We start from the raw sequence: 19,667 nt of genomic DNA, 5'->3' as shown, positions 1-19,667 counted from the left end.
AAATTAGCAATTTTTATGCTTAACCGTAACTTTCACATTTATATTATTTACAGTTAACAGTGTAATCATAACCTTGCGGGATATTGTCTGAACCGGGATTAAACGGATTGCCGGAATTTATAGCAATTGGTTGTCTATGGCTTAAATTCTGTCCATTCATTAATTCCATAAAATTCGAGTTCAGACAAATTGAACGATAACTATATTTACCTCATGTTAGATTCCCGCAGAGATTTCCTTAAAAAGGCAGCCATGCTTACCGGCGCAGCAAGCCTTAGCAGCGTTTTGCCCGCATCCATCCAAAAAGCCCTGGCTATAAACCCGGCGGCTGGTAGCACCTGGCGCGATGCAGAGCACGTTGTTTTCCTGATGCAGGAGAACCGCTCGTTCGACCATTGCTTCGGTACGCTTAAAGGGGTACGCGGATATAACGACCCGCGGGCTATCGACCTTCCCAATAAAAACCCCGTTTGGCTGCAAACCAACGAAAAGGGCGAAACCTTTGCGCCTTTCCACCTCGATATAAAAAACACCAAAGCTACCTGGATGAACTCACTGCCGCACAGCTGGACCAACCAGGTAAATGCCCGCAACGATGGCAAATTCGACCAGTGGCTGATGGAGAAGAAATCGGGCAATCCCGAGTACCGCGATATGCCCCTTACCCTGGGCTACCATACCCGGGCCGACCTGCCTTTTAACTATGCGCTGGCCGATGCTTTTACCGTTTGCGACCAAAACTTCTGTTCCTCGCTTACAGGCACTACGCCAAACAGGTTGTTCTTTTGGTCGGGTACCATACGTGAAGAACAAAAAGAATCATCACGACCACGGGTTTGGAACGAGGATGCGGATTTCGGCACCCTCAACTGGACCACCTTCCCCGAGCGGTTGGAAGATGCCGGCATCAGCTGGAAATGCTACCAAAACGAATTGAGCATACCCCTTGGTTTCGAGGGCGAGCAGGACCCCTGGCTATCAAACTTTACCGATAACCCGCTGGAGTTTTTTGAGCAATACAATGTAAAACTGCACGATAAGCACACCGTCTTCCGCAAGAAAATGCTGGAAATACTGCCCGGCAAAATCACGGAGACCGAGGTCAAGATAAACGCCCTGCCTGCAGGCGATGTAAAGCTTAAGCGACTTAAGGAGGAATTGCATTGGATGCAGGAGCAACTGGCCGATATCAAAAATAACCCGCAACTATTGGAGCCGGGTGCTTTCGACAAGCTTTCGCAAAAGCAGAAGAACATACACCTTAAGGGTTTCGATACCAACCGTACCGACCCGCATTACCACGACCTAACAACACTGAAATACGACGATAACGGCACTAAACGCGAAATGCAGGTGCCAAAAAGCGATGTGCTGCACCAGTTTAGGCAGGATGTAAAAACCGGCAAGCTGCCGACGGTATCCTGGCTGGTGGCACCCGAGAATTTCTCGGACCACCCCGGCGCGCCATGGTACGGCTCCTGGTACGTATCCGAAGTATTGGATATCCTCACACAAAACCCCGAGGTTTGGAAGAAAACCATTTTTGTATTGAATTACGACGAGAACGACGGCTACTTCGACCACGTGCCGCCTTTCGTGGCCCCCCACTCGCACAAAGAGGGTACGGGCAAAGTGTCTAAAGGCATTGACACCCGTGTAGAATTCGTAACCCTGCAGCAGGAGCAGGAACGCAAGGATTTCCCTACCCATTACGATCGCGAAAGCGCCATAGGCCTGGGCTTTAGGGTGCCAATGGTTATCGCGTCACCCTGGAGCCGCGGCGGCTGGGTAAATTCAGAAGTGTTCGACCATACCTCCTGCCTGATGTTCCTGGAGAAATTCCTGACGCACAAAACCGGCAAAACCATTACCGAACACAATATCAGCGATTGGCGGCGCACCGTTTGCGGCGACCTGACCACCGTATTCCGCCCCTACCATGGCGAACATATAGCCAACCCTGTGTTTTTAGATAAGGATAAATATGTGGAAGGCATCCACAAGGCCAAGTTCAAAAAACTACCGACTTTCAAGAAACTGAACGAAACCGACATCAAGCTCATCAAAACCAACCGCCACGCATCGCCGCTGATGCCAAAGCAGGAACCGGGCATCAAGCATTCCAACGCGCTGCCTTATGAACTATATGCCGATGGCGTATTGAGTGAAGACAAGAAATCGTTCCTTATCAAATTCGACGCATCAAACAAGGCATTTGGCAAACAAGCGCTTGGTGCGCCTTTTAATGTGTACGCGCCGGGTAAGCATGCAGGTTTTTACAACCCTGGCCAAATGGAAGCCGCCCGCACCTGGAGCTACGCCCTTACCTCCGGCGACAGCCTGAGCGACGAGTGGAAGCTTAGCGATTTCGAAAACAGCCTGTACCACCTACGCGTATACGGCCCCAACGGTTTCTACCGCGAATTTAAGGGCGACGCCCAAGACCCGGACCTGACTGCCGACGTGCAATACCAACAGGATGCCGCAGGCAAAAAGCTTACGGGCAACATCCAGATAGGTTTCAGTTCGGGCAGTGCAACGCCGTTGCTGGTAGAAGTGATTGACAACGCCTACAAAAGCGCCCCCCTTACCCGCACCGTTTACAACGCCGCAAGGTTTACACCACTGGTGCTAAACCTGCAGAAAAGCCATTGCTGGTACGATTTTACCATAAGGGTTAAAGGGAATGCCAACTTCGAGAAACGCTACGCCGGCCGTGTAGAAACCGGCAACCACAGCTTTACCGACCCATTGATGGGTGGGGTTGTAGTGTAGATATTTGAACACCGAATTTTGAATGCAGAATGTAGAATAATGAAGTAAGAAGACCCATCTACTTCATTATTCGGCGTTGGGCATTCGGTGTTCGATATTTCTCTCTCCTTTACTCTCCGCCCAGCAGCGGGTTATTCACTACTCCGGCGAACAGTACCAACCCGGTTTTCATCTCGCGAATAACGAAGATGAAGGGCCGGTTGAATTCCAGTACCGATATAGGGCCTGCCGAAGTAAGTCCGATTTCTACCGATGTTACAGCGGCGGCTTCGGTGCCCTGCTCATTCACATCTACGAATGCTTTGTGCTTAACATCGGTTATAGTGAGGCCGCCCGCAGCGCGGATGCCAGTAAAGTCGGCCATATCGCTAAAGGCGCGGCCCATGCCCAGGCTTATCAATGGGTCTTTTAACGATTTGCCGTAGGAGAATTTAAACTTAGGGAAGTACACCTGGCTTTGCTGTGCGCCCAACCCGGACATCCAACTGTTCCATTTGGCAGCATCTATACTGGCTATCAAGTCTTTCGCAGATACGCTTGCATCGGGCAAAATGGCTACCATGCTGAACCTGTCGTGCGCATAGGGGAATTCGGCGATGATAGTGGTTTTGCCGCCCTCGGTAACGATATTGTTGTTGTAATCTATCTTACCGGCCATAAAATCGGCCTGTACACTACCGCTGCCTGCCAGGTTAAAGCTCCGTTTTTTGGTTTCAGCGGCATCGAATTTGGTTTTCCATACGCTTTTGAAATAGATGGCGTTGATCAGGAACATCTGCGATTCACTGTTAATGGCATCTACAATACGGGGTATCTTGCCATTGGTTTTATCGCTTACCCAACTGTTGATGGTGTTTTTGGCATCGGGACTGGCAAAATCCAAGGCCTGAACTTTGGCCTGGTAGCTGCTGGTATTTACATCAATAAACGGTTGTAGTACTTCAAGCCCCTGGCGGTACCAGATGGAGTTGGCAATTTTTAGTTGCGTATTTGGCTCAAGACCAGGCAGTTCCGTCATCAGTTTATTGTAGTAGCTGTTTACAACAGGCTGCGTAAAGCTGGTGAAGTTCATGGTATTATTGATAGCATCCAAGGTTTCGTTGCGGGCGCCGTTGGCCGTCATCCCCACGGCGAAGCTTACGCTTAGGGGCGACAGGAACAAGTTTTTGTCGGTACCCTCGGATGCTGATATTTCTTTGAACAGCTTGATTGTAAACGCATTATCCGCTGCTGCTTTTTGTTGTTCGGCGGGGGTAAGCACCAGGCTCTTACCCTCACCAGGGTCAATACCATCGTTTTTATTGCAGGAAACGAAGCCAATCATCAATAAGCCAAATAGCAGCGGAGCGATGCGTTTCATAAGATCAGTTTTTATATTTTCACCTGATTAGTTAATTACATTACGGGGACGTATTTACAAGTGATACAGGCAAATGGAGAAAAATCACTTTCTAAAATCTCCGCGTTTTTGCCATAATGACTTAAAAAAGGGTCGTTTTTCTTATTTTAATGGTGCGCTTTGCGAGTATTTTTTGCGCTTTTTAACCCCGGACGATAACGTCAAATTTCGGCCCCTTAATTTGACAGATAAAGAAGCTCCGCGTTAAGGATAGAAGTGGAAACCCCACAGCCGCGGGAGGGATGGCGCGGGTGGAAGGGCGAGGAGTTGGAACGTATAGCCTGGGCCGAAGGCAACGCCATCAACTACGGCTAACAAAACCCGAAGGTTCGTTTTTCAAGAAAATTATCCAGCGTATAAAAGGTAATTAATTCTCAACTTTTAATCCTAAATTTATCTGCCTGCAACAAACCCCGGTTGCACCGGAAACCAAATTATCAAAACTTACCGCTGATGAAAAAAATCTTGTCCGTACTGCTCGTGCTTTGCCCTGCTTTGTTGTTTGCCCAGGGCAGTAAAGTGTTCGATAACCTTACCGTAAACAGCAAAATACTCAAGAGCGAACGCAAGTTTGCCATTTACCTGCCGCCAGATTACGAAACCAGCGGCCGCAGCTACCCTATCCTGTACCTGCTGCATGGCGCGGGCGACGACCAAACCGGCTGGGTGCAGTTCGGCGAGGTGCAGAACATTGCCGACAAAGCCACCCGCGACGGTAGCGCTACCGCGATGATCATCGTAATGCCCGATGCCAACACCGGCCGCCGAGGCTATTTCAACGACATTAAGGGCGACTGGAACTACGAGGATTTCTTTTTTACCGAACTGATGCCCTACATAGAGAAAAAATACCGCGTAAAGGCCGAGAAACGTTACCGCGCCATTGCCGGCCTCAGCATGGGGGGCGGTGGTAGCTTTGTTTACGCGTTGCACCATCCCGAGTTGTTCTCTTCGGCTTGTCCGCTAAGCGCGGCCACGGGCTTCCTGAGCCTGGATGAGGCCAAAGCCGGCATAGCCCGGATGAACCCCGGCGTAACCCTGGCCGATAGCACCATAAGCAACTTTTACAATAAATATAGTGTAATGCCTTTGATGAACGCCCTTTCGGATGCCAACAAAAAAGCCGTGCGCTGGTATATTGATTGCGGCGACGACGACTTTTTGTACGAGGGCAACGGCCTGGTGCATAACCTGATGCGTAAGAAAGATATCCCGCATGAGTACCGCATCCGCGATGGTGCCCATAACTGGACCTACTGGCGCGCATCGTTACCCAGCGTGCTGGAGTTTGTGTCGCAGGCGTTTCATCAGTATTAATCAATGGGGCATATTATAGGACTATCGGTTTGGGATTTTAAAAACGTTACATTTATAAATAATATACTACTATTTACTAATTTAACATGAGAAAAACCTTATTCCTTTTCGCCATATTTCCAGTGATTCTATCATGTAATCAATCATTAAAAAATAAAGCGGTGTCGGTATCTGATGATAGACCTAAAAGCCAATTATATTTTAATCATATGGTTGATTCATTATCAAATGACTATCAAACTACTAATAACAGTGCAAAAGCGGACTTGAGATATGAAGAATTTAAAAAGTATGCCCTCGACAGCTTAAAAGAAATAAAGGATTGGGTCGTATTAGTTAATGAAGTTTCAGACTATGTAGGTGATGCAAATTCAACAGCACCTCTTCGTATGGATTTATCAAAACCCATTTATAATCTCAAAATGTATTCAGTTATAAGAATGTATGATAAGATAAACCCGTCTTTAGATAGTGTCAATTTACCTCAAGGAGATGTGATCTTTTTAACATACACAACACCTAAATCACCAAAGGATAAGAAGTTCATTGATTTAATAAAATCTGTCAATAATGGAGATACGCTTTTGGTTTCAGGTTCTTTAACCCATATAAACCAAGATTATAAAATAGATTTCAAAGATATGATGAAAACTGGATATGCGTGGAATTTTGACCTGTTAGCTTCTGAAATAAAAAAGAAGTGAGCCTTGGCAGATGAATATAATTATCTTAATAAACACATTTAAAATACATGCAACGCAGACAATTCTTAAGAAATACAGCTATAGCCGCAGGCGCATTATCGTTTTTGGGTAGCCGCGGGTTTGCCTGCAAACTTGCAGACCCTATCTTCCAAATTATTCCCTTACGCAACAACGTGGGGATTTTTATCGAACAGGGCGGTACTATCGCCTGGATGGTAAATAAAGAAGGCATCGTGGTGGTTGACGCGCAGTTCCCTAACACCGCGCCGCACCTGATTGCCGAACTACAGAAGAAAAGCGATAAGCCTTTCCAGTGGCTCATCAACACCCACCACCACGGCGACCATACCAGCGGCAACATCGCTTTTAAAGGCATAGCCAAAAATGTGGCCGCGCACGCCAATTCGCTTGTAAACCAGAAAGCATCGGCAGTAAAACAGAAAAAAGAAGACCAGCAGCTATACCCCGATACCACTTTTACCGACAAATGGAAAGTAAAGGTTGGCGACGAGATCATCAGCGGGCATTACTTTGGCGCGGGCCATACCAATGGCGATGCCTTTATCCACTTTGAGCATGCCAACATCGTGCATACCGGCGATTTGGTGTTCAACAAAATGCACCCGTTTATCGACCGCGGCGCAGGCGCATCGTGCAAACATTGGCCAATCGCCCTGGAAGCTGCCACCAGGCACTTCGATAAAAACACGCAATACGTTTTCGGCCATGCCTTCGAGCCATTAAAAGTTACCGGCACGGTAGAGGATGTAAAGCAGATGCAGGATTACCTGGAGAAACTGGTGGCTTTTGTAGAAAGCAGCATAAAAGCCGGCAAAACCAAGGAGGAAATATTAGCTGCAAAAGCTATCCCCGGCGTAACGCTTTGGCAGGGTGATGGTATACAGCGCAGTTTGTCGGCGGCGTATGAGGAATTATCGGCGTAAGCGACAATGGATCTTTTCCATCCATTAAATATTGAAAAAAGTGTCAGGAAGCGGCGGCTTATATATAAGCTGACTTTCAAGTTAGTACTTGATTATATGGGGTATTTCTTTATTGGTACATTGTTGTATGGTGTTTGTTTCATTTTAGCTCACGCACTATTTGAACATACAAATGTTCCTTCGTTGATAATTAAACTCTTTAACGGCTTGTTAACCATCTGGATTATAGCAGACGTTCTTTTTTGTTCATTGACCGTTAAGCTGACCGGTAGAGGCAAGGGGCGTAACAAAAAAGCTTTAAATGATATTTTAAACGCAAAATATAAGCGGCTAACGAGATTAAGTGCTACCAATGATATGATGAGGTATAAGCAAGAACCCAAAATAGCGGGCTCTATTTACCTGATAACTTGCTTGTTTGACAATGACGAAGCGTTTATTAACATTACATCACTGGGCAAAGGTTCAGGATTTTTACCATTTAACGGGTTATTTAATTATTTACAAAGCCGGCGCATAGCAAAAACTTTCAGCAATTATAAATTTGATTGACCAAATCGTTTATAACCTGAAGCAGACCAAGTATAACGCACGTTAACTTAACACTACTAATATGAAATTAAATCTCCCGGAGCGGCCGCTTCTAATTTTCTGCATGTGTATATTCATGCTTATTTTTAGCCAAAAAACAATGGCACAGCAAAAAGAGCAAATGGTGAGGCTGGCAAAGATACAGGTAGACCCCGCGCAATTAACGCAATATAACGCCGCTTTAAAAGAGCAGATGACTACAGCCGTAAAGCTTGAGCCGGGTGTGCTGACGTATTACGCTGTTGCCGATAAAACCAACCCCGCACACATCACCATATTGGAGATATACGCCGATACGGCTGCATACAAATTGCACATAGAAACGCCCCACTTTAAAAAATATAAACAAACTGTGCAGCACATGGTAACCTCGCTTGAACTGGTGGATGTAAACCTAATCGGGGCCGCTACAAAACCGGGAAGTAATTAATACCATTTATACCATTATCATATGAAAGCCTTGCTTTTCTCCGCCCTCATATCCTTATCCGCCCTATCGGGCCCTAAGCTAAGCAGCACCGCCGTGCTAGAGAAGATGTATGCCAAATACCACGGCAAATGGCATACCTCGCTTACATTTAATCAAACCACCCAGCGTTACCGAAACGATAGCCTGCTGCGTACCGATACCTGGTACGAGCACATCGTTTATCCGGATTTGCTGCGGATAGACTTTGGCGACAAAACGGGCAACGGTGTTATTTACCGGGGCGATTCATCGTACGTGTTCCGTGCCAATAAAGTGGTACGGGCGGGCAAAGGCGAAAACGAATTGATCTTCTTTTTAGGCGGGATGTACTTCAAGCCCTTCGAGCAGGTGCTGGCCCATTTTGCCGAGCTGAAGTTCGACCTGTCCAAATTTCATGAAGACACTTACAACGGCAAGCCCGTTTACGTGATAGGGGCCGATAAGGATGGCGAAAAAGTAACCCAGCTTTGGATAGACAAGGATAAACTGGTGGCAGTACGATATTTTAAATACGATGCCAACGGCAAGGAAGAGGCCACATTTGAGCAACATGTACAGCTAAAAGGCGGCACGTGGAGCGAAACCTTCTGTAAGTTCTACATCAACGACAAGCTGCTGCAAACAGAAACATATCATGATATAGTACCCAATTTACCTACCGATAAAGCTATTTTCGAGCCATCATTGTTAGGCAACAAATAAGGCAGGCACCATATCAATACGCTACGTATTCTTTCTGGTCTATCCGCACCGAGCCTTTGTTTTCGGTGGTACTGATGTACATCGAAACGCGGTAAAAATCGTTATCGAATACGTAAATATTATTATAGCTATCCGCCCCCTGAAACTGCATAACCAGCCTGGTCCGCCGCGCCTGAGCAACCATATTGAGGATGTGCTGCGGATTGCGCGAGGTATAGGTAACGGTATGCAACACCGCCGTATTGGGCAAAACTTTGTTTACACCTATAACGATGGTTTGCTCGCTCGCCTTTGGGTTTATCGACCGGAAGTGCTCTATCTTCTTACCATCCACTTCTTCAATATACTGGTGCTTAAACACCCGGCCAAGCGTTAAATAGGTATGCGCCTGCCCGTCGCTCAGGTTAGCCAGGTTGGTAAGATCAGCAAAAGTGATGCTTTGCGCGCGGGCACTAACCTGCAGGCAAAACAATAGCATGAGCAACAGGTATTTTTTCATTTCTTTTCCTCCCAACAAATATAATTCATTTTAAATGAGTTTGTAAATGCCTTTTAAGGGTGGTACGTGTTAACCGCATGCCGCAGCACATCGCCTTTGTAAAACAGCACATCTTTAAACTTCCCATCGATATAACCCTGCGCCTGATCGGTAAAGTTTGGCGATGCGGCATCGAAAGAATGCCCGCCGGTAATGATGGACTTTGCTTTTAGGGTGGGGCCGAACTCAACGGCAGCTATAAAGCTATTACCCGAGTAGCCGTAACGTTTTTGTGTACCCGGCATTATACGGCTCACGAAGGAAGGAAGCTGCCCAAAATTAGACGACGTTTGCCCCACCGGCAGGCTGGGCAAGGCATCGCTAAAGGTAAGGCCATCCGCAGGGCGCTGGTACCGGTTGATATCACCCCATTGCACCTTCCAACTGCCATAACGGGACTGCAAGCTATTTAGCGCGGTACTAAACATTTCCAGTTGGCGGGCGGCTGGCAGCGATTGCAGCAGGCTGCGCATCCTTTTTACGATGTAGCTCGTTTCGCCCGGCTCGGGCGGAGGCATGGCGCGGAACACCTGCGTGCCCCATTCTACAGCCAGCGTGGTAGCTACCGAGGTTGCTGCGCTACGCTTATCCCAGAATTTCAGTATAATAATAGGTTGGGCCAATTGGGCTTTCAGGTTGTCGGGTGCGGCATCGTATGCCGCGAACAGGTTGGGCAGCAAATCGTCAAAAGCGGCAAGGTAATGATCGTACCCTTTGGCAATTAAGCCATCCAGCGTAAGGTTTTTGGCATCCTTCAAAACAATTACGGCGGTTATGCCCCGGTAATTTTCATCGTCGGGCGCCATGTAAAGGGGATATTTGGCCCTGGCGGGACTAGCAACGCCTGCCGACGTAAAAACCGATGAATTGCAGTTTTGAATGTACCCGGCAGTTGGGTTGTACACATGCACCAGCTCGTCTATATTGCAAAGCCCTTTCCATTCGGTGGCGGGCGTTGCACCGTCTACGGGTATCTCCCAGTTGAATGCCGGATCGCGTTTGGGCATAAAATTGCCGTACCAAAAGGCGGTGTTGCCTTTATCGTCGGCATAAACGGTGTTGTTGCTGGTATTGGCCAGCAGGCCCATTGCCTTGCGGTACCCGGCCAGGTTATTTGCCTTGGTAATCAGCCACGATTCGAGCAGGGCTTTGTAAGATCGGTTATAGTGTTTCAGCGCCAGCCATTTGCCGTTGCGGGCAGCCAGCACGGGGCCATGATGAGTATAGTACGCGGTAATATCGGTAGCCGCCAGCGTATCGCCTTTTTTTACCAAAAGCTTCAATTTCTTTTCGGTTACGGGGCGTAGTTTACCATCGTATTGGTAAAACCATTTGCCGTCTTTTTTCACTACGGTTTCGGCATACATGTCGCCAACGTCCGCATAGCTGCTGGTATGCATCCAACCACAATGCGCGTTAAAGCCCTGGTATATAAAAAACTGGCCCCACGTAACTACGCCGTAGGCATGCAAACCCTCATCGCTTTGCAGCCCTACCTCGCTGCGGAAGTAAAAAGGCACGTGCGGGTTAATGTACAACATGGCATGCCCGCTTGCCGTGCGCGATGGCGAAATGGCAAAGCCGTTGGAGCCTGTCTCGCGTTCCTGCTTCATGTTGATGATGCTTTGCGGGTTGTACAGCGCACCCACCCTGTTCGCGGCATCGCTATAAAAAGCTTCTGTTTCTTTAGCGGTGATGTCACCCGTCTCGGTTGCGGCTACGCTGCCATCGGTAAACATCAAAGCGTACCAGGGCTTGAATTTTTTGAACACCACCGGTTTCACTTCCGGGTGTTTATACAGGTAATAGTTGAGCCCATCAGCAAAGGCATCCAGCAGTTTCCTGAATGAGGGGCTGCTGTTTCTATAATCATTTATGGCGTCGGCGCTATCGGCTATCAGTTGCAGCTGCACATCGGTATAAAGCGGGGCAGCACCGTCGGCCTCACTTTGGCGGCCCATTTGGTACAGGTAGTTGCGTTCTATCCCCTTGAAGTTTTCCTCGCCCTGCGTGTACATCAACCCAAATACTACGCCCGCATCCGTTTTTGAATAGATATGCGGCGTACCATAATTATCGCGGATGATGGTTACCGATTGCGCCTGCTGCTTGTAGCGGGCAATCTCTGCAGGCGTATATGTTTGCGCCAGCATTTGCAGCGGCAACGCAAAAAGGACGAATATTAAAAGCTTCTTCATAAACGACATATCAGCTGTATGGCTTATAGCCCGCTACCGGGGGCTAAACTATTGCCAATTTAATAATAATTGCCATAATGTGGCCTACTGTTGTTAACCCCGCCAAAAAGGAGGCGAACAATGTGTCAAATGAACACTTTAAAAACATTTATCATATGCCACCGTCAAACAAATCATCAATACGCCAAAAACAGCTATAAAAAAAAGTCATTATTGGCGATAACATTCGGCATAGTGTATCGTAAAAAAAATACTTTAAAAAGTTTTTTACACTATGCCTATAATTTGTATATTGGCATTATAATTTGCAGCATTTGTGTTCGATGCTGTTTTTGCAGCAAAAGCAAATAATATTTAAGAATAGTGTAACATTTATATGTAAAACTTCGTCTTTTTATAATAAGAGGAAGACAATATATGTTCTGCAATGTCGTTTATTTGTATATTTGACAGTTATCTATCCGTAGAAGCTGAATTATGACTGTTTTTTCGTTGGAAAAACAGCGCAGATGCTGCCATTTAAAGAGCCATTCATCAACCGCAGGGTTGCATAAATAAAGAACTTGGATAAACTAACATGTTATCTGAGATTTAGTTGATCGACATTATTTGAGAGATGATGTTGCAGAGCGTCCCGGGGTGAGATACGGGACGCTTTTATTTTGCGCTGATTGCACCGATTTTTGTTGATTTCACCGATTACTCCGATTATTTTGATTTCACCGATTTTTTTTGAACCATGATTTAACACGATTTAAGGATTGAGCGATTATACAGGATTATTTTCTGAACCATGATTCTTAACAGGATTTAGCGATTCCAGGACGAGACAGGATTATTTTTTGAACCTTGATTTTCCTGATTAAAGGATTGCATGACTTAACATAATGCAAATCTCAAATCTCAAATCTCAAATCTCAAATCTCAAATCTCAAATCTCAAATCTCAAATCTCAAATCTCAAATCTGAAATCTGCACATCTGCACATCTGAAATCTGCACATCTGCACATCTACTTCTTCCTATACATCGCCATTACCAGCGTTACCATACGGTTGTAGGTATCAAGGCCCTGGGGTTGGTTGTTGGCCCTCAGAAAATTATCATAAAAAATGCCGGTGATTACGTTGGCTTTATTCTGGTAAGCCTGCCAGTATTGGCGTTCCTGCTTAAAATCGGCTTTTACTTGCGGGGATATGCGTTTCTTGAGGGGTTTGCTCATCAGGCTATCGGCCATGTATAGGCTAAACATAAACTCGCGCACGGCCAACTGGTACGCCGAATAGCGCAGCAACCTATCGCGCGAGCCGGTTGCGGCCAGGTAACCCACAAAGTTTGCCTCGTCCTCGGCCCCGTACCCCATTTGGTGGCTCATTTCGTGACAGGCGACGAACGGCCGCACAAATGCCGGTTGCTGGTAGTTCAACTGCGCCTCGGTGGTAAATGGGTTGTAATAACCCGATGTGCCGATATAGTTGAGCAGCGGCGTAAGCAGCGAGGGTTTGATATCGGGACTATATGTTTTAAAATTAGCCGATGTAGTGCCCAGCTTTTTTACCGCTTCCATTGCATTTTTATAGATGGTATCGTTGGGTTGCGCCAGGTCGGCAGCGGTTACGCGGGCGCGGGTGGCGTTGGCGCTATCTATCAGCAAAGTAGTAACCGCTTGCAGTTGCGCAACCGTAAATTTCTCTTCTTTAAGCTGAAGCCTTTCTGCTGCCGATGGGCGGAAATAATTAAGACCCCAAAAAAGGTAAAACAGTAATAAAGTGACCTGCACGCCTATAACAAGCCCCAGGGCTAGCATCCCCGCGCGCAGGAAACGTTTCCTGATCAAATGCCCGATGAGTTTAATCACTGCGTACAACAAATACGCAACCACCACAATGTACGCCAAATCGCCAAAGCTAAAGGGGAACAGGTTGAGTACCGGGTGCAGCACAAAGCATATGGCCGGGTAAAGCCCCTGTGAATAATATTTTTCTACCGCCGCCGGATGCCGGGCGAAAAACATCAGCAGCCAAATGGCCAGGGCAAGCACAGCAATAACCGCGCATCTTTTTAGCAAGGGATGTTCTGCGAAATATCGTTTTATCTCCACAGGGTAAATATATGGCTTTTAGCGGCCGCAGGTAAACATCGTGCATAAAACAAAAGCCCCCGTTTACTGCGGAGGGCCTTGCTATTAAAAATCACGAAATGATTATTTTACGCTCACCGGTACCGATAACTTATCCCAGTTAAGCGAGAAGCCTTTGCCGTTGATTTTATAAACCAAACGCTCTTTCATGCGCGACGCTACCGGTTTTACGGTTACGCGCAGGGCATCCTGGCTTTCATCGTACTTATAGGCACCCCATTGCTTGGCCACTTTGTTGAAGATGATAGTCCAGGTGGTTTCTGTAGGGATGGCGAAAAACCCGTAGGTGCCTGCGGGCAACGTCTTGCCTTCTACCATAATATCTTTGCTGGTGGTAAACACGGTAGCCTCGTTTGCACCGGCGCGCCATACTTTGCCAAATGGCTCCAATTCACCAAAAACTTTACGGCCACGTACCGACGGGCTGCCGTAATTGATGCTGATGGTTGCACCCGCCACTTTAGCGCTAACGCTATCGCGCGGACTTGGGACTGTTTTTTGCGCAAAGGCAACGGTACACATCAATAAGGCAAACGCGAAAACTGCGGCCGCCTTAACCAGGAATGTTCTTTTCATCATAATTCAATGTTTCTTTTTAGATTGGTATATAACGCGTTCAGCGTGATTTATTGCCAGCAAATATAGGTGCATGCATCGGCAAAAGTATCCTAATAGCCCGATTTTAAAAACTTTTATCTCCCGGCCTTGTTATTCATCTATCACCCACATTGCAGTTAGGAATTGACCGAAAGGTTAAACAATTGTTGTGAGTTTTGGCCCTCTGTCCTCAACAAGGCAGAGGGTTTTTTATTCAAAACGGCAATTTTATTCTTCTTCCTTTATCTCCTCCCAATAAAGGGTTTCCTGGTAAATATCGTTCTTGATAGCTACCTGCGCCTTTATGCGTTCCAGTTCGGCCTTTAATTCGTCGGCGCTAAGCGCCTTATTTAAGGAGTGGTAAAAAATAGCGTACCCGGTACGGCTATTGATGCATTTGTAGTGTTTGTCAGCAGTATTCATGGCAGATAATGCTTGTTATAGTATAATACAAACTGCAGGGTTTTTGTTTTAGTATGGAAGGAATTGCACTATGTTTTGCGCGCGATTTGAGTGAACACGAATTTTCTCGAATGCTATCGAATYTCACGAATTTTTAGCTTCAATTATAAATTACTGATTGGCGCTAATTTGCCTTAATTGGTGTAATTCGTGTCGTTTATTTTTATCTGTTTTGCGCGCGATTTGAGTGAACACGAATTCCCTCTAATGGTATCGAATCTCACGAATTTTTAGCTTCAATTATAAATTACTGAYKGGCGCTAATTTGCCTTAATTGRTGTAATTCGTGTCGTTTATTTTTTTTCGTTTTGCCTGGCGGGTTGAGTGAATACGAATTTTCACGAATGTTATCGAATTTCACGAATTTTTAGCTTCAATTATAAATTACTGACTGGCTCTAATTTTCCTTAATTGGTGTAATTCGTGTCGTTTATCATTCGATATTAACCGCTGCTTCTCTTACCTGCCGCCGTCGCCCTGCGGCATATTGTTGTCTTCTTTATCGCGCCCCTTATCTTTATCCTTAGAAAACTCCAGCTTGCCGAATTTGTAGCTGAGCGTTATGCCGAAGCTTTGCAAAGGCACTTGCCTTATGCTTACCTGGTTGAAACCGGGGCCGAAGGTTGTAGCCCGTTGCGTTACGTAATGCGTAAACGGATTAGCGGCCTGCAGGCCAAGGCTTGCCTTTTTGTTCATGAATTGCTTGCGCAGGGCAATGTTGTAAAAGAAAAAATACGGCCTGGTACCCTGCAAATTCTTTTGCGATGAGTTGTAGTTGGCAAAAGCCTCGGCCATAAAATCATGTGGGAACTGGTAACTGGCATTGAGGTTGATGCGGTAAGCCAGCCCGGTTACTTTCGATACGCCCGGATTAATATTGGTACGGCTGGCAAAGAACATGTTGGTGCGCAAATTCAATTTGCCTATGGGTACCGACCCGAAAAGGTTGGCACCTACGGTGGTTTGCGTGCCGATATTGCTGCGCTGGTTCAGCAATACATCGGGATACACGCGGCCGTTAACGTCGAGGCTGTCGTATCGGGTTGAGAATTGCTGAATATCATCGATGTTATGACGGTAAAAGCTGCCTATATAAATATTGGCACCACCATCGAAAGATTTGTTGTAGCCTAGCTCTATGCCGTGGCTCAGCTCGGGTTTTAAATTGGGGTTGCCGGTGCTGATGTTATGCGGATCGCTGATGTTATAGAATGGGTTTAGATCGCCATAGTCGGGGCGTTCTATGCGATACGAATAACTAGCTTTTACAGACGATGTCGGGCTCAGCTTATGCGAGAAGGTTAAGGATGGCACTACGGTGTTGTAACCCGGTATCGCCACGCCGGGGAAATCAGCTGTCGTGTTGGTGTATTCATCCCTGATGCCTGCTTTTACATCCAAAAATTCATGAAATAATGAAGTAGCTACCGAAAGGTAGCCCGCATATATCTGGCGTTTGTAATTGAAACCATAGGTTTGGTTTGCATTGTTTATGTAGGTACCGTCGTTCAGCAGCGTATCGGTATTAACAACGTTCTTCAAGTTTTCTATCACGGCCTTAGCACCGCCTTCCAGCGTGAAAGCTTTGCTGAAAGGATGCACATAATCGATAGAGATGTTCGTCTCCCTATCCTTACCCGGGTTATTGCTGCGCGAGCCGGATGTTGGGTAGCCGCCGGTTAAATAATCCTGCTCGTTAAAGTACGAGAAAGTATTTTTACCATAGCTGGTACTGTACAATATCTCCAGTTCCTGCCCTTCCTTTTTAAATTGTTTTTTATAGGCCAGGCTAAGGTCGGTTGCGTTTACATGGAAACGGCTATCGGATATGCGGTTGCTCAACAAATCGTATATCGGCGTGCCGGCTGTCGTAGTTTTAAACTCGTCCTGGCTGCTAAAGCCATTGCCATGGTTGCCGAAATGATTGAAACCTACCGATGCGGTCAATTCATCTTTAGGTGTAATGCTCCAGTTAAAACTAAGGCCCGATTGATAGCCGCTGCGGCGTTGCGTGTTATTGCCGCTTTGCGTTAAATTGGTAATGGTACCCGATGTCGCGTCGGTAGATGTACGGCTATTGCTGTTTAAGCCGGTTGTGGCCAGCTGCGCGTTGCCGCTGAAAAATGCATTTACGCCAAAGTTATTCTTCCGCATATTAAGGTTGAATGAGCCGTTCTCTAACCTGGTGCCTGCCGCAAGGTTAACGCTGCCGTTAATGCCTTTTACCTTGCTATCCTTCAAAATAATATTGATGATACCACCTGTACCCGCAGCGTCGTACTTAGCACCGGGACTGGTAATTACTTCTATGCTTTTTATCTGGCTGGCCGGTATGGCCTGCAAGGCATCGGCAAGGCTGGCCCCGAAAATGCTGCTTGGCTTGCCATTGATGAGGAAACGCACATTGGCATTGCCTTGGAGCTCTACGTTACCATCAATATCTACCGATACCTGGGGTACTTTCTTCAGCACATCCAGCGCTACGCCACCCTGGGCCGTAAGATCATTAGCGGCGTTGTACACCATTTTATCTATACGGTTTTCTATGATGGGGGCCTTGGCGGTGATGGTGACACCGGTCAGCTGATTTTGTACGGGTGCCAGCAATACATTGGCCAGCGCGGGCGTGCCGCCGCCCTCGGTAACAATTACATGCTCTATGGTAGTGCGGGTGTAGCCCAAAAAATCTACGGTTACCTTATAATCGCCGGCGGGTACGTTGTCGATGCTGAAAGCACCCTTGGCATCGGTGCTGATGCCGTTGAACGGACTGGTGGCACCTTGCTTGAAAACCGAGATGGTAGCGTAATCGACTGGTAGCTTAGTAGTAGCATCAATAACTTTACCGTTTATTTTGCCTTTGCCCGCTTGCGCAAAGCTATTTGCAGATATAATAACTAATAATAGGACCGAAAATATAGTCCTGATGGATAACCTGATATTCATAGAACCACAAAACTGCCAAAGAAATTTGGATAAAAACTGAGTTTAAGCTAAGGTTGCGGAATTGTTACAGATAAGATGATGTGGGATGGCCACGTAACGCCATGCATTTATAAGAATTTATTTCTCGCAAAGGCGCAAAGCCGCTAAGTGTTAAAAAAAACTTTTGGTTACCCGATACTCCCTAAAATATCAACACCAGCGTGCCCGCGATAATCAGCACCGCACCTACCGAGCTTTTCAGCGTGAGCGGTTCGCCCAAAAAGATTACCGATAGCACGATGGCGATGGCCACGCTCAACTTATCTACCGGGGCAACCTGCGATACCTTGCCTAATTGCAACGCCTTAAAATAAAATATCCAGGATAAACCGGTTGCGCAACCCGACAACACAAGGAACACCCAGTTGATTTTGGTTAAATTACCCATGCCGTGTTCCGCTCCTTTGTACAAAACAATCGCCCAGGCTATAAGCAAAATAACCACGATACGGATGGCCGTAGCCAGATCGGTATCTACGCCCTTGATGCCAATTTTGGCGAATATAGCGGTGAGTGCCGCAAACAGTGCTGAGAGGAGCGCGTAAATCCACCACATATCCGTGTTTTTAATTAACAATTACACAAAACTAAGTACAAAAACTGATTTAAAATTGAGGGGACTATTTACTTAAAAAGAAATAACGGGGTTATTCCGCCCGATGAAAATCATCAAAATTTACAATAAAATAGATTTTGTGGCACGTTATTCTTACCTTCATCGTTTTAACCCAATATGAAGAAAACCGATTTCGTTTATTCAGAAGAGTCTGAGCCGCATCGTATCCGTACAAAAAAGATATTGAAAAAATTTCCGGAGCTTAGGAAACTAATAGGGAAAAACCCCAATACCATCTTCGCAATCATAGGCCTGGTAACTTTCCAGGTGGTTTTAGCCTGGTTCCTGCGCGATCAATCGTGGTGGCTGGTAGTTGGTGCAGCTTATTTTTTAGGCGCCTTTGCCGATCATGCTTTATTTGTGATGATACACGAGTGTACCCACCAATTGCTGTTCAAAAACCGCAACGCCAACCGCTTTGCATCTATGTTTGCCAATTTGCCGCAGATATTGCCAAGCGCTATCTCTTTCGAGAAATACCATATCAAACACCACTCGTTCCAGGGCGTGCACGAACTGGATGCCGATTTACCCAACCGTTGGGAAGCAAGGCTCATCAGCAATTCATTCTTCGGTAAAGCCTTGTGGTTATTGTTTTTCCCGGTGTTCCAACTGTTCCGTTTATCACGCCTGCGCGAAATTCACCCTTTCGACGGATGGATAGTAACCAACTTTTTGATACAGGTGGTATTTACAGCCGCTATCGTTTACTTCATGGGTGCGCATTCGCTGGTGTTCCTGTTGCTTAGCTTCTCGTTCTCGGTTGGCCTTCACCCGCTGGGCGCCCGCTGGATACAGGAGCACTACCTTACCCACAGTGTAGAGCAGGAAACTTATAGCTATTACGGTCCGCTCAATACCGTGGCCTTTAACGTAGGCTTCCACAACGAGCACCACGATTTTCCTTCTATCCCCTGGAACAAGCTCCCGGATATCAAGAAAACAGCCCCCGAGTATTACGATACTTTGTATTACCACACCTCGTGGACCAAGCTGTTCTTCCAGTTTTTGTTTGATAGGGAGATATCATTATTCAACCGCATCCTGCGCCGCGAGCGTGGCCGGGTGGCTATTACCGACGTAAGCAAGCCCGATATAGAAATGAGTGCAGACCTTAAAACCGAAAAGGTAGCTTAACCGTCATTTAAAAATATAGATGAGCCGCCCCTAAAAAGGGCGGCTTTTTTTGTCCTTATAGGCTATAGCCTTCAACCTTATGCATTTAATTGCC

The 19,667-nt window shown here is 46.5% G+C and carries 16 protein-coding genes; 8 read left to right on the top strand and 8 right to left on the bottom strand.

The features are described from left to right. The first annotated feature begins 213 nt into the window (after positions 1-213). Positions 214-2,775, top strand: coding sequence for a phosphocholine-specific phospholipase C (locus tag AC1DYT_RS17330; protein WP_477470819.1), 2,562 nt, complete (start codon positions 214-216; stop codon positions 2,773-2,775). Between the two features lie 109 nt (positions 2,776-2,884). Here AC1DYT_RS17330 and AC1DYT_RS17325 read toward each other — a convergent pair whose 3' ends face one another. Further along, entirely contained in the window at positions 2,885-4,135 is a 1,251-nt protein-coding gene (locus tag AC1DYT_RS17325; RefSeq protein WP_477470818.1) for a serpin family protein, read from the bottom strand. Between the two features lie 492 nt (positions 4,136-4,627). Here AC1DYT_RS17325 and AC1DYT_RS17320 point away from each other — a divergent pair, with 492 nt between their 5' ends. The 6 genes from AC1DYT_RS17320 to AC1DYT_RS17295 all read left to right on the top strand — a co-directional run bounded on the left by AC1DYT_RS17320 (position 4,628) and on the right by AC1DYT_RS17295 (position 8,901). Continuing rightward, positions 4,628-5,491: an alpha/beta hydrolase gene (locus tag AC1DYT_RS17320; protein ID WP_477470817.1), complete on the top strand. Its 864-nt coding sequence runs from the start codon at positions 4,628-4,630 to the stop codon at positions 5,489-5,491. An 86-nt stretch (positions 5,492-5,577) separates the two neighbouring features. Further along, positions 5,578-6,195, top strand: a complete 618-nt coding sequence (locus tag AC1DYT_RS17315) for a hypothetical protein (RefSeq protein WP_477470816.1) — start codon at positions 5,578-5,580, stop codon at positions 6,193-6,195. A gap of 47 nt (positions 6,196-6,242) precedes the next feature. After that, positions 6,243-7,139, top strand: a complete 897-nt coding sequence (locus AC1DYT_RS17310) for an MBL fold metallo-hydrolase (RefSeq protein WP_477470815.1) — start codon at positions 6,243-6,245, stop codon at positions 7,137-7,139. A 6-nt stretch (positions 7,140-7,145) separates the two neighbouring features. Further along, positions 7,146-7,691, top strand: a complete 546-nt coding sequence (locus tag AC1DYT_RS17305) for a hypothetical protein (RefSeq protein ID WP_477470814.1) — start codon at positions 7,146-7,148, stop codon at positions 7,689-7,691. 139 nt (positions 7,692-7,830) lie between these two features. Further along, entirely contained in the window at positions 7,831-8,160 is a 330-nt protein-coding gene (locus tag AC1DYT_RS17300) for a putative quinol monooxygenase (protein ID WP_477470813.1), read from the top strand. A 21-nt stretch (positions 8,161-8,181) separates the two neighbouring features. After that, positions 8,182-8,901 carry a LolA-like protein gene (locus AC1DYT_RS17295; RefSeq protein WP_477470812.1) on the top strand — a complete coding sequence of 240 codons (720 nt, stop codon included), beginning with the start codon at positions 8,182-8,184 and terminating at the stop codon, positions 8,899-8,901. Between the two features lie 13 nt (positions 8,902-8,914). Here the strand turns inward: AC1DYT_RS17295 and AC1DYT_RS17290 are convergent, their stop codons facing one another. From AC1DYT_RS17290 to AC1DYT_RS17260, 7 genes are all read right to left on the bottom strand, one after another. Continuing rightward, complete coding sequence (locus AC1DYT_RS17290; RefSeq protein WP_477470811.1) at positions 8,915-9,400, bottom strand: hypothetical protein; 486 nt, start codon at positions 9,398-9,400, stop codon at positions 8,915-8,917. A gap of 53 nt (positions 9,401-9,453) precedes the next feature. Beyond that, entirely contained in the window at positions 9,454-11,637 is a 2,184-nt protein-coding gene (locus tag AC1DYT_RS17285; protein WP_477470810.1) for a penicillin acylase family protein, read from the bottom strand. Between the two features lie 1,011 nt (positions 11,638-12,648). After that, positions 12,649-13,704, bottom strand: coding sequence for a DUF3810 domain-containing protein (locus AC1DYT_RS17280; RefSeq protein WP_477470809.1), 1,056 nt, complete (start codon positions 13,702-13,704; stop codon positions 12,649-12,651). Positions 13,705-13,839: 135 nt separating this feature from the next. Next, positions 13,840-14,355 carry a DUF2911 domain-containing protein gene (locus tag AC1DYT_RS17275; protein WP_477470808.1) on the bottom strand — a complete coding sequence of 172 codons (516 nt, stop codon included), beginning with the start codon at positions 14,353-14,355 and terminating at the stop codon, positions 13,840-13,842. Positions 14,356-14,601: 246 nt separating this feature from the next. Further along, positions 14,602-14,796, bottom strand: coding sequence for a hypothetical protein (locus tag AC1DYT_RS17270; protein ID WP_477470807.1), 195 nt, complete (start codon positions 14,794-14,796; stop codon positions 14,602-14,604). Positions 14,797-15,294: 498 nt separating this feature from the next. Beyond that, a complete protein-coding gene (locus tag AC1DYT_RS17265; protein WP_477470806.1) occupies positions 15,295-17,781 on the bottom strand; it encodes a TonB-dependent receptor in 2,487 nt (828 codons plus the stop codon). 181 nt (positions 17,782-17,962) lie between these two features. After that, positions 17,963-18,376, bottom strand: a complete 414-nt coding sequence (locus tag AC1DYT_RS17260; protein ID WP_477470805.1) for an EamA family transporter — start codon at positions 18,374-18,376, stop codon at positions 17,963-17,965. Positions 18,377-18,553: 177 nt separating this feature from the next. Between AC1DYT_RS17260 and AC1DYT_RS17255 the strand changes: the two genes are divergently transcribed. Further along, entirely contained in the window at positions 18,554-19,573 is a 1,020-nt protein-coding gene (locus tag AC1DYT_RS17255) for a fatty acid desaturase (RefSeq protein ID WP_477470804.1), read from the top strand. The last annotated feature ends 94 nt before the right edge of the window (positions 19,574-19,667 follow it).

It is taken from the genome of Mucilaginibacter sp. P1_D10, assembly GCF_056406215.1.
Note: the sequence above shows the minus strand (reverse complement) of the source record. Positions and strands in the feature narration are given on the sequence as shown.

Excerpts from the sequence above, each read along its gene's own strand:
- AC1DYT_RS17330 (WP_477470819.1), top strand. The coding sequence starts at position 214 with ATGTTAGATTCCCGCAGAGATTTCCTTAAAAAGGCAGCCATGCTTACC.
- AC1DYT_RS17325 (WP_477470818.1), bottom strand. The coding sequence starts at position 4,135 with ATGAAACGCATCGCTCCGCTGCTATTTGGCTTATTGATGATTGGCTTC.
- AC1DYT_RS17320 (WP_477470817.1), top strand. The coding sequence starts at position 4,628 with ATGAAAAAAATCTTGTCCGTACTGCTCGTGCTTTGCCCTGCTTTGTTG.
- AC1DYT_RS17315 (WP_477470816.1), top strand. The coding sequence starts at position 5,578 with ATGAGAAAAACCTTATTCCTTTTCGCCATATTTCCAGTGATTCTATCA.
- AC1DYT_RS17310 (WP_477470815.1), top strand. The coding sequence starts at position 6,243 with ATGCAACGCAGACAATTCTTAAGAAATACAGCTATAGCCGCAGGCGCA.
- AC1DYT_RS17305 (WP_477470814.1), top strand. The coding sequence starts at position 7,146 with ATGGATCTTTTCCATCCATTAAATATTGAAAAAAGTGTCAGGAAGCGG.
- AC1DYT_RS17300 (WP_477470813.1), top strand. The coding sequence starts at position 7,831 with ATGGCACAGCAAAAAGAGCAAATGGTGAGGCTGGCAAAGATACAGGTA.
- AC1DYT_RS17295 (WP_477470812.1), top strand. The coding sequence starts at position 8,182 with ATGAAAGCCTTGCTTTTCTCCGCCCTCATATCCTTATCCGCCCTATCG.
- AC1DYT_RS17290 (WP_477470811.1), bottom strand. The coding sequence starts at position 9,400 with ATGAAAAAATACCTGTTGCTCATGCTATTGTTTTGCCTGCAGGTTAGT.
- AC1DYT_RS17285 (WP_477470810.1), bottom strand. The coding sequence starts at position 11,637 with ATGAAGAAGCTTTTAATATTCGTCCTTTTTGCGTTGCCGCTGCAAATG.
- AC1DYT_RS17275 (WP_477470808.1), bottom strand. The coding sequence starts at position 14,355 with ATGATGAAAAGAACATTCCTGGTTAAGGCGGCCGCAGTTTTCGCGTTT.
- AC1DYT_RS17270 (WP_477470807.1), bottom strand. The coding sequence starts at position 14,796 with ATGAATACTGCTGACAAACACTACAAATGCATCAATAGCCGTACCGGG.
- AC1DYT_RS17265 (WP_477470806.1), bottom strand. The coding sequence starts at position 17,781 with ATGAATATCAGGTTATCCATCAGGACTATATTTTCGGTCCTATTATTA.
- AC1DYT_RS17260 (WP_477470805.1), bottom strand. The coding sequence starts at position 18,376 with ATGTGGTGGATTTACGCGCTCCTCTCAGCACTGTTTGCGGCACTCACC.
- AC1DYT_RS17255 (WP_477470804.1), top strand. The coding sequence starts at position 18,554 with ATGAAGAAAACCGATTTCGTTTATTCAGAAGAGTCTGAGCCGCATCGT.